Raw genomic sequence first — 15416 nt, 5'->3', positions numbered from 1 at the left:
GCTGGACGGCGGCCGGACCCGCACCTCCTTCGGGCGTCGGTGCTCCGGGATCGGTTGGAGAGCTGTCGGGGAGCCGGGTGCGTCACCCGGGCCCGGCGGACGAGGGGGGTGGTTGCACCGGGTTGTCACACCACCCCCGTCACGGCCTGCTGGGCGTCCAGGACGGCGCAGTACGCCGCCTCCGTCTCGGCCGCGACGCGTCCCCAGCCGTACCGGCGCAGGACGCGACGGCGCCCGGCCGCGCCGCACGCCTGACGTGCCTCGGGACGGGCGAGGAGATCGGCGACGGACCGGGCGAGGGCCTCGGGATCGCGGGGCGGCACCAGACGTCCGGTGCCGGGGTCCGCGATGGTGTCCAGATGGCCGCCCACCGCGCTCGCCACGACCGGCCTGCCGCAGGCCATCGCCTCCAGCGGGACGATGCCGAACGGTTCGTAGTACGCCGGGCACAGCACCACGTCGGCGCCCCGCAGCAGTGCGGGCACCTGTCGACTGGGCACTCCACCGGTGAAGTGGACCCGGTCGGCGACCCCCGCCCGACGGGCGACGGCGCGCAGCCGGCGCACCTCCGGGTCGTCGTCGAGCCGGTCCCCGGGCGGGCCGCCGACCACCACGAGTTCCGTGTCGGGCAGCCGGGCCAGCGCGGCGATGGAGACCGCGGCGCCCTTGCGCGGGACCAGCCGTCCGAGCTGGAGCAGCCGGTAGCGGTGGGTGCGGCGTTTCGCGGCCGGACCCCGGGGGGTGAACAGGTCGGTGTCGACCCCGCACGGCACGATGCTCACCCGGTCGGAGGGGATGCCCATCCTGGCCAGTTCCACCACCTCGTCCCGGCAGGTGGCGATCACCCGGTCGCAGCCCAGGCCCACATCCGTCTCGTGGGCGATCCGCTGCGGCGGGCTGGTGTCCGCCAGTTGCTGGTGGCGTCGCTTCACCGTGCCGAGCGCGTGGTAGGTGTGCAGCAGGGGCAGGCCCAGCGGGCGCACCGCCCGCAGTGCGGCGAGGCCCGACATCCAGAAGTGCGAGTGCACGAGGTCGGGCGGCCGGCCCCGCCAGACCCGGGTCAGATGGCGGGCGAAGTCCCCCATGTGGGGCAGGAGTTCGTCCTTGGGTATCGGCTCCGCCGGTCCGGCGGGCACGTGGTGCACCTCGACTCCCTCGCGCAGGACGACCCGGTCGGGCAGGTCGGGGTCGTCGCGCCGGGTGTGCACGGTGACCCGGTGTCCGCGGTCGGCGAGCGCGCTCGCCAGGCAGGCGACGTGGACGTTCTGCCCGCCGGCGTCCACCCCGCCCAGTGCGGCCAGCGGGCTCGCGTGCTCGGAGACCAGCGCGATCGCCAGGGAACCGGGGCCGTCGCCGTCATGGGTGTGCAGCAGGGACCCCATCCATGAGGTCATGCGCGCACCTCCGTCAGCACACGCTCCCAGTCGTCCAGGAAGCGTTTGAGCCCGTACCGTCCGAGAGCCGCCTGGCGTGCCCGGGCGCCGTCCTCGGCCGCGGCCTGAGGTTCCTCGAGATAGTGCCGGGCGGCCCGGGCCAGCACCTCGGGCCGGGTCGACAGCGTGCCCGCGCCCGGCGGGACCGCCTCGACCGCCTCCGTGGTGGCGAGCGCCACCACCGGCATGCCCAGATGCATCGCCTCCAGCAGCGACAGGCCGAGGGACGTCCAGCGCACCGGATGCAGATAGAGCCGGCGCTCGGCCATGGCCGCGTGCAGTTCGCTCTGCGGAAGGTCGGCCGAGCGGCACCGTTGCCCGGGCACGCCGAGGTGCTCGGCGAGGCCCTCGGTGCGCATGCCGAAGACGTCCAGCGGCGCCGCCTCGGACAGGGCGGGCAGCAGGTCAGTACCGGTGTGACGGCCGCGCCGCACCGGGTCGTTGACGACCACGGCCGCGCGCGCGAGGCGACCGGTGTACTGGTGCCCCGGGTCGACGATGCCGTGCTCGATCACCTCGGTGCGGGTGGTGCCGCAGTCCCAGAACAGGCGGTTGAAGTGGGTGACATGAATCAGCGTCAGGTCGTCGCAGTCGGCCAAGGGATGCCGGGTGGCGGGCACGTTGCCGTCCGGCGCGTTGTGCTCCAGGTACACGGCGGGCAGATCATGCCCGGGCCGGCGACCGCCCAGCCAGCGCTCGGCCAACTCCCTTTCGTGCGGGCGCTGGAGGACGACCAGGTCCACCTCCGCCTCCCGCAGTTCCCCGGGGGTCACCTCCCGCACCGAGGCCGGCCAGGAGAACGTGCGGGCCCGGCCGAGCCCGTCCGCGTCGCGGGCCGGGGTCACAGGAACGAGGTAGGTGTGCGGTCCCTGGACGAATGCCGTCGTCCAAGAGCCGTGCACATGCCACAACAGAATGTTCATCTGGTTGCTCCTCGTTCCGTTTCGGCGGTGCCGCCGGGTTCGTGGGGGGCGGGCGGCTCAGTAGGCAGGCCCGCAATCGGTTCGGCCTGATTCGACTTCCTTGTCTGATTAGAGTTATTCATCCCGACTGGTCGGTTCTCGCCGAGCGCGACGACCGCGGCCAGTACCTCCGCGTCGCCGATCCTGTCGAGACACGGATGTCCCGGCGTGGGACAGCGCCGGGCTCTGCTCCCCGCACAGGCCGCCTCCTGGTCCCCGAGCAGCACGTGCGGGACGCCGTACGGGCGCCAGCGCTCGGCCGGCACGACCGGCGCGAACAGGGAGACGACGGGTGTCCCGACCGCGGCGGCGAGATGCGCCGGCCCGGTGTTGCCGACGACGGCCACTCGCGCCGCGGCAAGCACCCCGGCCAGCTGACGCAGATCGGTGCGCCCGCCGAGGTCGAGGGCGTGCCGGCCGGCGACCCGCGCGGTCAGCTCCAGCTCGCCGGGGCCGCCGGTGACGACGACCCGGAACCCTGCGGCGGACAGCGCGGCCGCGGCCCGGGCCGCGCGCTCGGGGCTCCATGCCCGCGCGGGCACGGCGGCGCCGGGATGGAACACCACGTATGGCTCGGAGCCGGTCAGCGGCGTGGTGTCCGGCGGGGGCGTGACGCGCAGGGCACCGTCGTCGCCGGGCGGCAGCGCGAACCCGGCGTCCCGGGCCAGGTCCAGGGCCGCCTGGACCTCGTGCCGGTGCGGCTGCCGGTGGTGCCGCAGATCGAGCAGGGCGCCCGGGTAGTCCTCGCTGTCGGCCGCCGTCCAGCCGACCCCCGCCAGCTTCAGCAGCAGGGCCGCCGGCAGCGGGCTCTGGTGGTACGACACGAGGATCAGCGCGCGGTCGAGACGGCGGGCCGACAGCGCCTGGAGCAGCTCCCGGGTCGCCGGCCGCGAGACCGGCGCCGGTTCCACGCCCACCCAGGGCGCCTCGTGCACCAGCACTTCGTCCACGCCCGGCAGCAGCTCACCCGCGCCGACGCCCTGCGGCCCGCACAGCAGCGCCGTGTACGAGGACCCGGCGGCCACCGCGCGCACGGCAGGGCCGGCCAGCAGGACGTCGCCTGCGCTGTCCAGGCGTACGACCAGGGAGCGGGGGAGGCTTCGGGAACCGGCCGTCATGGCTCTCCCGTCACCAGGCCGGGCACCGAGTCGAGCACGAGACGAACCGCCGTGAGCAGGTCGGGGGCCGTGGCCTCGGCGCGTTCGGTTTCCTCGGGGAGGGTCGTGGGGGTGGGCACGAGCACGCCCCGGGCGCCCGCGGCGCGGGCGGCGGCCACGTCGGCCTCCGTGTCGCCGATGACGACCGTACGTTCCACCGGTACGCCGAGCCGTGCGCACGCGGCCGGCACCAGGCCCGGCGCGGGCTTGCGGCAGCCGCAGCCGTCATCCGGTCCGTGCGGGCACACCGCCCACACCCCGAACGGGCCGAGCAGCTCGTCGACCCGCTGCCGTACAGCTGCCACCTGACGGTAAGTCAGCAGCCCGCGCGCCACGCCGGACTGATTGCTCACCACCCCGATCCGAACGCCCCGCGCGCGCACGGCGTCGACGGCCTCCCGCGCCGTCGGCATCGGCTCGACCCGCGCCGGGTCACCGTTGTAGGGCACGTCGGCGACCAGCGTGCCGTCGCGGTCGAACAGGACCGCCGACGGGTAGCCGTCCGTCGGCCTCACGGCATCGGGCGGCCCGTCGAACAGCCACGGCGCGCAGTTCGGGTGCCTCATGAGCGCACCCGGTCCCGATCCGGCCGCCGCCGGGCAGGCGGCGACTCACCGGAGCCGTGGACGACGACAGGCGGCGTCCCCCGGTGGACCACCTGCCCCCGCAGCCAGTGCCAGACGGCGGCGGGCGGGATGGCCACGCTGGTCAGCGCCATGGTGACGATCTCGTCCCGGGTCCTGGGTCCCGGCACGATCCGCGCCAGCGCGAACTCGGCCGTCCCGGCCAGCCAGGCAGCCGCGCACGCCGTGGCCGTCCGGGGCCTGCCCAGGACCGCACAGGCGAGGGCCGTCACCCCCGCTCCCGTCACCGCCAGATGGCGGGGCAGGCGCCCGCGGGGCGCTCCGGCGCGGCCCCACCATGTGCGGCCGTGCAGCCGGGTCATCAGGACGTCGTCCGCGTTGCCCGCCTGGAGACGTACCGAGACCCAGCGGCCGGCGGGACGCACCGGGTGGATCGTGCGGCGGTCCCCGGCGGACACGGTCCACCCGGCGGCGAGCACCCGCAGGGCGAGGTCCGCGTCCTCCCGGAAGGCCCGCCGGAACCGTTCGTCGAATCCGCCGACCGCCTCCAGCGCCGCCCGGCGGTACACCATGTCGGCCGTGATCCAGCGGGCGGTGGCGAGCCCGGCGGTGTTGCGTTCCCAGTCCGTGGGCCGGCGGTCCGGTGGGAGAGGAACGTCGATACGAGCGGTGATCGCACCCGTCCGGGGTGTCGCCCCGGCCAGGTCCAGGGCGAGATCCTCGCCCCAGGCGGGGCCGGGCACCACGTCGTCGTCGAGGAAGGCGATCCAGGGCACATGCCCGGCCGCCCGCCACCCGGCGTTGCGCGCGGCGGCCGGACCCCGCGCCCGGCCCCGGACGACCGTGACGAGCGATCGCAGCGCCTGGGGGACGTCGACGGACAGCGGCGCGCGCGAGGGGTCCGGGCGATCGTCGACGAGGACCACCCGCACCGGCGGCGGCCCGCCGGCCCGGGCCAGCGCGCGCAGACAGGCGTCGAGGCTGGGGCGGTCGAGCGTCGGGATCACCACCGCGTACTCGGTGTGCGCCCACTGGGCTGTGTACTGCTCCATCACGCCCTCCCGTCGTCGGCCGCGTGGAAGAAGTCACCGCGCCGGACCGCATAGGGGCCGATGGCGAGCAGGTCGACGGGCGAGGAGCCGAAGCACTCCAGCGCGTCGCGCGGATCGTCCACCATGGGCCGGCCCGCCGTGTTCAGGCTGGTGTTGACCACCACCGGCAATCCGGTGAGCCGCTCGAACGCCGTGAGCATGCGGGCGACCAGCGGCTCCTGCTCCCGGTCCACGGTCTGGATACGGGCCGTGCCGTCGACGTGCACGACGGCCGGGATGCGGTCCCGCCAGGTCTCGGCCACATCGTGGACGAACAGCATGTACGGGCTGGGCAGCGGACCGTCGAAGATCTCGGCGGCGCGGTCGGCCAGCACCATGGGCGCCACCGGCCGGAACTGCTCACGGCCCTTGACGTCGTTGAGCCGTTCGAGATTGCCCGCGTGCCCGGGGTGGGCCAGCAGCGAGCGGTGGCCGAGCGCCCGGGGGCCGTACTCGGAGCGGCCCTGGAACCAGGCGACGATCCCGTTGTCCGCGAGGGCCTCGGCCACGGTCGCCGCGATGTCCGCGGGCCGCTCGAACGGTACGGCCGCCGTCTTCAGCCATGCGCCGAGCTCCGCGTCGGACCAGTCCCGGCCCAGGTCGGCGCCCCGCATGGGCTCCGGCGCGTCCCCCGCGCCCGCGGCCAGCAGCAGCGCGCCGCCCAGCGCCGTGCCGGCGTCCCCGGCCGCGGGTTGCACCCACACCTGGGAGAAGGGCCCCTCGCGCGCGATACGGGAGTTGGCGACGCAGTTGAGCGCGACGCCCCCGGCGAGTGTGAGGACGCCGTGGTGCGTCCGTCCGTGCAGCCAGCGCACCAGGTCGAGCAGCGTCTCCTCCAGGACGGCCTGCGCGGACGCGGCGACGTCCGCGTGGTCCTGCGTCCAGGGCTCGTCGGAGGTCCTCGGGGGGCAGAACTCGTGCCAGGGGACGCCGGTGGCGCGGAACCCGCCGTCGCCCGTCGGGTACACGTAGCGCCGCAGTTCGGGCAGCATCCGCGGGGTGCCGTGCGAGGCGAGTGCCATCACCTTGAACTCGTCGGAGGAGCGCAGGAAGCCGAGGTGGTCGGTGAGCTCCTCGTAGACCAGGCCCAGGGAATGGGGGAGTTCCTGCGCGTGCAGTGCTTCCAGCCCCTGCCCGACCCGGCGCGCGGCCAGATGCGAGGCACGCTCCCCTCGCCCGTCCAGGACCAGGACGGACGAGTCGCCCGCGTCGGGGGCGGCGAAGGCGCTGGATGCGGCGTGCGCCATGTGGTGCGGCACGAAGTGGACCCTTTCGCGGTCCAGGCCCGGCAGCGCCGAGGCGAGAAAGCCGGGTGCCTCGCGGGCGTAGGTCTGCCGCAGGTGGTCCCAGGGATCGTCCAGGCCCATGGACTCGGCCGGCCGGGCGAGCTGCGGATCGTAGGAGTAGGCGACCGCGTCGAGGTCCTGCGGGCGCAGACCGGCCCGGCGCAGACACCACGCGGCGGCCTTCTCCGGCAGTTCCCAGGCGGAGAAGGGAACCGGCCGCTTGCCGTGCTTGCGCCGGGAGAACCGCTCCTCCTCGGCGGCCGCGACGATACGGCCGTCGACCACCAGGGCGGCGGCGGGGTCGTGGAAGAGGGCGTTGATTCCGAGGATGCGCATAGGGGGTCCTGGTCTTCGCGAGGTGGGGTGAGCCGGGCGGGCAGCCGGAGCGGAGCGCTCGTGGCGGGCCGGCGCCGGCGGTCAGGGGGCCGTGGGCCTGCGGTCCCTCGCGAGCCGTTCGCTGCCGGCGGCGGTACGGAACCAGTCGATCGTGCGGCGCAGGCCTTCCTCGGCGGCCACCTGGGGCTCCCAGCCGAGCTTGTCGCGGGCCAGCGTGATGTCCGGACAGCGCACCGCCGGGTCGTCCGTCGGGCGTTCGACGAAGCGGATCTCCGACCCGGATCCGGTCAGTTCGATGACCAGGCGGGCAAGATCGAGCATGGTGATCTCGGTCGGATTGCCGATGTTGACCGGGCCGCGCATGCCGTGCCCGGCGGCCGCGAGAACGCCCCGGACGGTGTCGTCGACGTAGCACAGCGACCGGGTCTGGCGTCCGTCGCCGGTGACCGTGAGGGGTTCACCGTCCAGTGCCTGGCGGACGAAGGTCGGTACGGCGCGGCCGTCGTGGCCGCGCATCCGGGGACCGTAGGTGTTGAACAGCCGCACGATGCAGGTGTCGGTGCCCTCGGCCTCGGCGTGCGCGGTGGTGAGCGCCTCACCGAACCGTTTGGCCTCGTCGTACACGCTCCGGGGCCCGACCGGGTTCACATGGCCCCAGTAGCGTTCGTCCTGGGGGTTCTGCTGCGGGTCGCCGTAGACCTCGGACGTCGACGCGAGCACGAAACGGGCGCCACTGCGGTGCGCCAGCTCCAGGGCGTTGCGGGTGCCGAGGCTGCCGGTCTCCATGGTGTGCAGGGGCAGCCGCAGATAGTCCGCGGGGGACGCGGGGGACGCGAAGTGCAGGAGGAGATCGGGCGGCCGGTCGATCGGGAGCCGCTCGGCGACATCGGCGTGCACCAGTGTGAATCCGGGCCGGTCCAGTAAGGGCGCCACGTTCTCGGGCCTGCCGGTGGAGAAGTCGTCCACGCAGGTGACCGCCGTGCCCGAGTCCAACAGGGCGGCGCACAGGTGCGAGCCGACGAAGCCCGCGCCGCCGGTGACGACGGCGTGCTCCCAGTCGCGGGAAGAAGTGGTGCTCATTCAGGTCTCCTCTGCACGGGGCCACTGCCTCCACGGCATTTCGTACGCCCGTCGCCGACCCGGGGACCTTCCGGTCCTGCCCCGTTGCCGACGCCCGGTCACACACGCCGCAGAGGTCGTCGGGTACCCACATCAGCCTCATCCGCCCCGGCATCGGCGGCTCGGTGGTGTACGGCAATCGAGTGAGCGACGGAGCGTGAGCACCCGCGGTCCGGGCGCCCGGGTCGTCCGAGCAGTGGACATGCGACGCCGGTTTCCCCGCCGGCTGCAGCTCAATCGCGGCGCCGCCCGCGCTGCCGCCTCATGTCACTGCGATGGTGCCGACCGCGGTCCCATGGAAGGATGAGCGCAGGAGTGGGCCGCCGGGCGAAGATCCCGCGGTGGCGCAGCCCGCTGCCGACGGCCCCCCGCCTGCTTCCCTGTCCGCTGCCGCGGAAAGCACCGCAGCGAGGGGGTTTCTCCCGAGTCGTGGCGGCAACTCGGGCTCGAGCCCGCGGCAGCGACCCACCAGACTCCGACCGCTTCCCCGTCGCGCCCGCAGAGCTGTCCGGACCGACGCCCTGCTCTTCAGCTCCACGGAACAGGAGTTCCGGATGACCACCACCACACAGCGTCCGCGGCCCGGGGGACCGGCCCCGCACATCGGCCTGCTCGGCTCGTACGGCGGCTTCAACCTGGGCGACGAGGCCATCCTGACCTGCGTCATGAGCTGCCTGCGCAACCACCGCCCGCACGCCCGGCTCGTCGTCTTCAGCCGGAACGCCGAGCACACCCGCGCCCACCAGCCGACCGCCGACCAGGTGGTGGACTGGGAAGGCGTCCCGCAGAAACAGGTCCTCGACGTCCTGTCCGGCCTGGACGTGCTGGTGCTCGGCGGCGGCGGCATCCTCTACGACGGCGAGGCCCGCCGTTACCTGCGGCTGGTGCGGGCGGCCCAGACCCGCGGTGTGCGCACCTTTGCCTACGCCGTCGGCGCGGGCCCGCTGCGCGAGGCGGACGACCGGGAGGCGGTGCGCGCCGTGCTGCCGGTGATGGACGAGGTCGTCGTGCGGGACGAGGAATCACGGCTCGTACTGGAGGAGGCCGGGCTCGAACGCGATCTCACGGTCACCGCCGACCCGGCGCTGCTGCTGCCGCCCGAGCCCTTCACCGAGCAGATGATGCGGCAGGAGGGCATCCCCGCCGCGACCCGGCTGGTGGGGATGTCGGTACGCGAACCGGGCCGGGCGGCGGAGAAACTCGACGAGAGCGACTACCACGCGCTCCTCGCCGACGTCGCCGACTTCCTCGTACGGCGGCTGGACGCCCACGTGGTCTTCGTCCCGATGGAACGGCAGGACGTGCACCACGCCCACGGCGTCCTGTCCCGGATGACCGCACCGGACCGGGGGCGGATCCTGCACAGCATCTACAGTCCCGGCCAGGTCCTCGGCTTCATGAGCCACCTCGATCTCGTGGTCGGCATGCGACTGCACTTCGTGATCTTCGCCGCGCTCGCCGGACTGCCCGTGCTGCCGTTGCCCTACTCCGGCAAAGTCTTCGACTTCGCCCGGCGCATGGGCGCACCGGCCCTGGTCGGGGTGGCGCGCGAGCAGGCCGGGCTGCTGCTGGCCGAGGTCGATCGGCTCTGGGACGAGTTCCCGCAGCGGCGCGCCGATCTCGACGCCCGGATTCAGCAGCTGCGGGCCCTGGCCCGGGAGACCTGCGTCCGATGCGGCGCGGTGCTCGACGCCCTGGAGCACGAGACCGGTGACCGGGCCGGTCCCGAACAGCCCGGGCTGCATCTGCTCCGGCCGGGCACCGGAACCGTGACCTGAGGGACCGCAGCCCGGGCGAGACCGCCCCGCCGCCCTCGGAGAAACCACCCGACGGGAAATAGCGATGCCGATCCTGGAACGACCGCCACAGCCCCGGACCATCACCCTGCCTCCGCGTTCCGCCCACCACGCGGGCCGGACGGAGGTCCTCGTCGTCGGCGGCGGCCCGGCCGGAACCGCGGCGGCACACGCGGCGGCCGACGCAGGGGCCGACGTCGTGCTCGTGGAGCGCTACGGCTTCCTCGGCGGCAACGCCACCGTGGCACTCGTCATGCCCCTGATGTCGTTCCACAACGAGCAGAAACAGGCCGTGTTCGCCGGGCCCGGTGAGGAGGGGGACCGGCTGCTGCCCACCGATCACGGCGAGGGCGAGGCGGTGGTCGCCGGCTTTCTGTGGCGGCTGCTGGAACGGCTGGACGAGCGCGGCGGCTGTACCCCGCCCTCCCTCGACACCGGCTACACCGTGCCCTTCGACCCGGAGATCTTCAAACTCGTCCTCCTCGATCTGCTCGACGAGGCGGGCGTACGCATGCTCTTCCACTCCTTCGCCTCCGCCGCGCTGCCTCTCGACGACGGCGAGGGCTGGCGGGTTGTCTTCGAGACCAAGTCCGGTCCGGTGGTGATCGACGCCGATGTCGTCGTCGACGGCACGGGCGACGGCGACGTGGCCGCGGCCTGCGGAGCACCGAGCGAGGTCGGCCGCCCGGAGGACGGGCTGGTGCAGCCCATGACGCTCATGTTCCGGGTCGTCGACTTCCTGCGGCCGCGGTTCGCCGAGTACGTCCACGAGCATCCCGACCAGTGGCGGGGCGTGCACGGCCTGTGGGACCTCGTCGAGGAGGCCACGAAGTCCGGCGAACTGCGCCTGCCCCGCGAGGACATCCTGTTCTTCGGCACACCGCACCCCCGTGAGGTCAGCGTCAACAGCACCCGCGTCACGCGAGCGCTCGGCATCGACGTGTGGGACCTCAGCCGCGCCGAGTACGTCGCCCGCCGCCAACTGGAGCAGATCGAACGCTTCCTGCGCCTGCACGTACCGGGCTTCGAGCAGTCGTACGGCGTGCAGAGCGGCACCCAGGTCGGCGTACGGGAGACGCGCCGCATCCTCGGCGACTACCACCTGACCGGACACGACATCCTGGCCGCGCGGTCCTTCCCCGATGCCGTCGCACACGGCGCCTATCCCGTCGACATCCACAACCCGAGGGGAAGCGGCACTGTCCTCAAGCGCGTCCCCCGTGGGCGGTTCTACGACATCCCGCTGCGCTGTCTGCTGCCCCGCGACACGGACCGACTGCTCGTCGCCGGGCGCTGCATCTCCGGCTCGCACGTGGCACATTCCTCCTACCGTGTGATGCCCATCGCCATGGCGACCGGCCAGGCGGCAGGCGTCTGCGCCGCGTTGGCCACCCGCCTCGGCCGCAGCCCGCGCGACGTGCCGTACCACCTCGTCCAGCAGGAACTCCTGCGCCAGGGAGCCCGACTGGACATCGAGGCCGACGCACCCGCGCCACAGCCCCGCTGACGCTGCGCTCCGAACGGCGTACCGGCAGCCACTCAAGGGTGTGGTGAACGGCGGTTCATGACTCATTGTCGTGCCACCGGCCGTTGACGGGGGCGGCGTCGAAGCGCGTGGCCGCCGACGCGTTGTCCCTGAAGTCGTTGCCGACCACGCGTCCGCCCCTCCAACTGCCTGTGTCTGTGATCCAGAGGGCGTGGGTCTGAGTCCTGGGCCGCTGGTCGTCCCAGATCCGGTTGCTGTGCATGTGCGGTCCGCAGACGGTGGCGGCAGTGGTGATTCCGGCCCGCGGCACCGGCGAACCGGGCAGCCGGTACGGGGAGCCCGGCGCCGGCGTGCCGTCGATCCAGGCCGTCCCTGCCCCCGGCCGCACAGGCGCCAGGCGTAGTTCTGTTTCCGTGTTGAACGTGACCACGGCGTGCTGGGCGCCCACCGTCAGCTGTTTGCCGCGATGCCCGTCCGGCGGCCAGTCGGCGCTCTCGTCGATCATGGACAGCCGACTGAAGCGCACTCCGTCACCGCCACCCGATGCCACCGGCGCGGCGCGGCGGCCGTTGTTGCGGATCCGGTTGCCGAGGATGGCCGGGTCCCGCAGGCCGGCGTCGATGCGGACGCCGTCGAGTGCGTTGTCCCGGATGTCGTTGGACTCCAGCACGATGTCCGCTGCCGCTTCCTGGTCGCCGCCCGCGAGATTGTGCTCCCAGTACCCGTACCGCCCGTTGTTGCTGATCCGGTTGCCGCGGAAGGCGTAGGGACCGGGAGTGTTGCCGATCCCGAGGCCGTCGCGCACATTGCCGTCGATCACGCAGCCGGTGACGATGCCGCCGCGCCCGCCGACGCCCGATGTGCCCTGGGAGGACACGTCGAACCCCGCCTCGTGATTGGCGAGCATCGTCGACGAGGTCACCAGCAGACCGTCGGCTCCCCAGTCGGAGATGCCGAACCGGTTGTCCTCGGCGTGACAGGCGGTGATGCGGATGCCGCGGGGTGGCGGCCAGTGCTCCTTCTGCAACTCCACGAAGATGCCGTTGGTGCCGTTGCCGACCGCCGTGCAGGCGGTGATCGTCAGGCGCTCGACCATGCCCCAGCCGCCCACGCCGATCCCTATCCCCGCGCCGCCCATCTTCTCGCCGGGGTCCTGCCGTCCGCACCGCTCCGCCAGGACGCCCTCCACGAGCGTGTCCTGCAGGAAGTCACAGCCGAAACCGGTCGCCGCGGTGTCGTGCACATACAGATCGCTGAACCGCCCCCGCAACACGTACTGCAGACCGATGCCCTTCGCCAAGGCGTCGTACTCCTGGGTCCACACGCCCGAACCGTCCACCTCGAAATGCGCGAAGGTGATGTCCGCCAGATGGGTGTCCCGGCCGGCCCCGTGCTGCGCGGTGGTGAACCATGCCAGCGGCACCGGGGTCGTCGGGCTGCCGGGGTTGCCCAGCATGAAGCGGGTTGCACCCCGTCCGGCGCCGATCAGGGACACACCGCTGCGCCAGACGGTGGCCCGGTCCCGCATGACGTAGCAGCCGGCGGGGACCTGAATGGTCCGTGGACGGCCGTCCGCGGCGCAGGCCGCGCCCAGGGCGTCCACGAGCTCGGCGAACGCCGGCTGATCGTTGGTGGTTCCGTCACCGGCCAGACCGTGCTCCCGGGCGTCGACCGTCAACGGCATCGACAGGGACCTGGACATCTGAACGTTCCTCTCGCGAGGTGCGGTGGGAGGTGGGCTGCGGGCCCGGCGGTCGCCGATCACCGAGTACCAGTGAACGGCCGTGCCCAATCCCGGAAGTCCCGAGCGAGCCCGGCGTCCCGTTCAGGCGGAGTTGACGAGCCTTGTGTAGCGTGCCCAGTCCCAGTGCGGTCCGGGGTCGGTGTGGTCGGTGCCCGGTATCTCGTAGTGCCCGATGATGTGTTCCCGGTCCCTCGGGATGCCGTACCTCGTGCAGATCGCGGCGGTGAGTGCGGCCGACTGCTCGTAGAGGGCGTCGGTGAAGTAACCGGGCTGGTCGACCCAGCCCTCGTGCTCGATGCCGATACTGCGGGTGTTGTAGTGCCAGTTCCCCGCGTGCCAGGCGATGTCGGACTCGCGGACGCACTGCGCCACGTGCCCGTCGCCGGATCTGACGACGTAGTGCGCCGAGACCTGCTTCCGACGGTTCTGAAAGACGGCCAGGGCGTTGGAGTAGCTCGTCTGCGTGACGTGGATGACCACGAGATCGACGGGACGGGCGGTCCCTCGGTTCGACGCCGTGTAGTTGGCGGCGGTGGCCGGCTGCCAGTCGGCGAGCGGATGATCGGGGGCTGGCATCGGTGCACCCACGCTCGGTTCGGGGAGCAGCGCGTACGGGACGGCGGCGAGGGCGGCGGCGCCCTTCAGGATGCGACGCCTGGTGGTGATCGGTCGGGCCCGTTCCATGGACGATTCGCCTTTGCATCGAGGAAAGTCGGGAAATGCTGTGAGCCACGGTGGCCGCTCAACGCCGCAACGCCGCCGCCGTCTCACGCAGCCGCGCGTGCGCCCGGCGGGGCAGCCCTCCCTGGACAGATCGAGAACCGTGCCCGGCGCGATGCGCGCCACGGGCAGCGCGCCGCCGAACGTCCAGGCGTATTCGCCCGGTTCGGGCCGGACGGTCGGCATGCGGGGATCGCTCTCGACCACACTCCTGCGTTCCCCGCGACGCGACCGGATGGGCACCAGCACCCTTCGGCAGTTCCACCGCCGTCATGCGTCCCCCCTCGACAATCCAGCCCCGCACACCCGCCGTGGTCACCGCACGGCGGCTGCGCCTCGCGTGAATCACGGTACGACGCGTGCCGGTTGGACGGGAGGACGTCCCGCTCATCGGTGGACGGTCGCGGAATTGTGGACAACTCGCTCACCCGAACGGGTGGGGACGCCGGTCTCTCGTCCGTCAGCCTTCTGCTGCCGGCCCGTCAGGAACGTTCCGCCACCGCCGCCGGATCGTCCAGCACAGCGCGCACCACCGAGTGCGCCGCACCCAGCAACGGCCCTTCCGGCCCGAGCCGGGACACGGACACGGGGCAGGCCGGCCCCGCCGTGCGCCCGGCCAGTTCGGACCGCAGCGACGGCAGCAGCCACGGCGCGAGACCGGCCAGCGCCCCGCCCAGCACGACACTCTCGGGGTCCAGCAGATTCACCGCCCCGGTCAGCGCGACACCGAGCGCCTCTCCCGCATCCCGCAGCGCCCGCCGTACGTCCTCGTCGCCCTCCGTCGCGCGCGCCGCGAGCAGCCCCACCCGGTCCTCGCCCGGTTCCAGGCCGGCCGCGCGCAGCACCGCCTCCTCGCCGGCGTACTGCTCCAGGCAGCCGCGCCCGCCGCACGCGCAGGCCGGCCCGTCGGGCCGGACCGGCACATGCCCCAGCTCGCCCGCGAATCCCCGCTTTCCGCGCAGCAGCCGCCCGTCCACGACCACGCCCGCGCCGATGCCGATCTCGGCGGACACATGCAGAAAGTCCCGCGGAGTGCCCTCGCCCAGCCACAGCTCGGCCAGAGCTCCGAAGTTGGCCTCGTTGTCCACGGTCAGCGGCAGCTCGGCGGGCAGCAGGGAGCCGAGGTCCGTGTCGTGCCAGTCGAGGTTCGGGGCGCGTACTACGGTGCGCCCGTCGCCCGCCACCAGGCCGGGCACGGCCACGGCGAGCCCGGCCGGCCACAGCCCCTCGCGTTCCGCCTCGGCTACGACATGACGTACCAGCCGGATCAGCTCCTCGACGACCGGCGCGGGGGAGCGGCCGCGGTTGGAGCCGTGCCGCACGATCCTCGCCCGCACCTGTCCGCGCAGGTCGACCGCACAGGCCGCGAGGTGGTCGACGCCGACCTCGGCGCCGATCCCGGCTGGACCGCGCTCGCTGACGGCGAGGGCGGACCCGGGCCGGCCCCGGCCGACCCGGACGGGCCGTTCCGGGCCCAGCTCCTCCAGCAGGCCGGAGCGGATCAACTCGTCGACGAGGGTCGAGACCGCCGCGCGGGTCAGCCCGATACGCGAGGCGACCGCGGCACGGGAGAGCGGCCCCTCGGCGCTGACCGTGTGCATCACCCGGGCCAGGTTGCGGCGCCGCATGCCCTGCTGGGTGTCGGGCAGCGCCCGTCCGGGACCGGCAGGGCGGGCCTCGTGCAGCGGTGCGGTCATGCCTC

At 73.3% G+C, this 15416-nt stretch carries 12 protein-coding genes; 2 read left to right on the top strand and 10 right to left on the bottom strand.

Features of this window, described 5'->3' with window-relative positions:
• Positions 1-125: 125 nt before the first annotated feature.
• The 7 genes from ACFV7R_RS24620 to ACFV7R_RS24590 all read right to left on the bottom strand — a co-directional run bounded on the left by ACFV7R_RS24620 (position 126) and on the right by ACFV7R_RS24590 (position 7929).
• The gene (locus ACFV7R_RS24620; RefSeq protein WP_385266948.1) at positions 126-1394 is read right to left on the bottom strand and encodes a glycosyltransferase; all 1269 of its coding nucleotides are present in this window, start codon (positions 1392-1394) and stop codon (positions 126-128) included.
• The gene (locus tag ACFV7R_RS24615; RefSeq protein ID WP_385266946.1) at positions 1391-2356 is read right to left on the bottom strand and encodes a glycosyltransferase; all 966 of its coding nucleotides are present in this window, start codon (positions 2354-2356) and stop codon (positions 1391-1393) included. The genes ACFV7R_RS24620 and ACFV7R_RS24615 overlap by 4 nt, the downstream gene beginning before the upstream one ends.
• Positions 2353-3513: a glycosyltransferase family 9 protein gene (locus tag ACFV7R_RS24610; RefSeq protein WP_385266945.1), complete on the bottom strand. Its 1161-nt coding sequence runs from the start codon at positions 3511-3513 to the stop codon at positions 2353-2355. Before ACFV7R_RS24610 ends, ACFV7R_RS24615 begins: the two co-directional genes overlap by 4 nt.
• The gene (locus tag ACFV7R_RS24605) at positions 3510-4118 is read right to left on the bottom strand and encodes a D-glycero-alpha-D-manno-heptose-1,7-bisphosphate 7-phosphatase (RefSeq protein WP_385266943.1); all 609 of its coding nucleotides are present in this window, start codon (positions 4116-4118) and stop codon (positions 3510-3512) included. The genes ACFV7R_RS24610 and ACFV7R_RS24605 overlap by 4 nt, the downstream gene beginning before the upstream one ends.
• Positions 4115-5188, bottom strand: a complete 1074-nt coding sequence (locus ACFV7R_RS24600) for a glycosyltransferase family 2 protein (protein WP_385266941.1) — start codon at positions 5186-5188, stop codon at positions 4115-4117. Before ACFV7R_RS24600 ends, ACFV7R_RS24605 begins: the two co-directional genes overlap by 4 nt.
• On the bottom strand, positions 5188-6849 hold the full coding sequence (locus ACFV7R_RS24595; RefSeq protein ID WP_385266938.1) for a carbamoyltransferase: 1662 nt from the start codon (positions 6847-6849) through the stop codon (positions 5188-5190). Before ACFV7R_RS24595 ends, ACFV7R_RS24600 begins: the two co-directional genes overlap by 1 nt.
• An 81-nt stretch (positions 6850-6930) precedes the next feature.
• The gene (locus ACFV7R_RS24590; protein WP_385266936.1) at positions 6931-7929 is read right to left on the bottom strand and encodes an NAD-dependent epimerase/dehydratase family protein; all 999 of its coding nucleotides are present in this window, start codon (positions 7927-7929) and stop codon (positions 6931-6933) included.
• A gap of 593 nt (positions 7930-8522) precedes the next feature.
• Here ACFV7R_RS24590 and ACFV7R_RS24585 point away from each other — a divergent pair.
• On the top strand, positions 8523-9746 hold the full coding sequence (locus ACFV7R_RS24585; protein ID WP_385266933.1) for a polysaccharide pyruvyl transferase family protein: 1224 nt from the start codon (positions 8523-8525) through the stop codon (positions 9744-9746).
• Between the two features lie 64 nt (positions 9747-9810).
• Positions 9811-11271, top strand: a complete 1461-nt coding sequence (locus ACFV7R_RS24580; RefSeq protein ID WP_385266931.1) for an FAD-dependent oxidoreductase — start codon at positions 9811-9813, stop codon at positions 11269-11271.
• 55 nt (positions 11272-11326) lie between these two features.
• Here ACFV7R_RS24580 and ACFV7R_RS24575 read toward each other — a convergent pair whose 3' ends face one another.
• The 3 genes from ACFV7R_RS24575 to ACFV7R_RS24565 form a co-directional block, all read right to left on the bottom strand.
• Positions 11327-12952 carry a right-handed parallel beta-helix repeat-containing protein gene (locus ACFV7R_RS24575; protein WP_385266929.1) on the bottom strand — a complete coding sequence of 542 codons (1626 nt, stop codon included), beginning with the start codon at positions 12950-12952 and terminating at the stop codon, positions 11327-11329.
• A 123-nt stretch (positions 12953-13075) separates the two neighbouring features.
• On the bottom strand, positions 13076-13678 hold the full coding sequence (locus ACFV7R_RS24570) for an N-acetylmuramoyl-L-alanine amidase (protein WP_385266926.1): 603 nt from the start codon (positions 13676-13678) through the stop codon (positions 13076-13078).
• A 518-nt stretch (positions 13679-14196) separates the two neighbouring features.
• Complete coding sequence (locus tag ACFV7R_RS24565; RefSeq protein ID WP_385266923.1) at positions 14197-15411, bottom strand: ROK family protein; 1215 nt, start codon at positions 15409-15411, stop codon at positions 14197-14199.
• Positions 15412-15416: the final 5 nt, after the last annotated feature.

The organism is Streptomyces sp. NPDC059866 (assembly GCF_042731325.1).
GTDB lineage: Bacteria > Actinomycetota > Actinomycetes > Streptomycetales > Streptomycetaceae > Streptomyces > Streptomyces flavusporus.
Note: the sequence above shows the minus strand (reverse complement) of the source record. Positions and strands in the feature narration are given on the sequence as shown.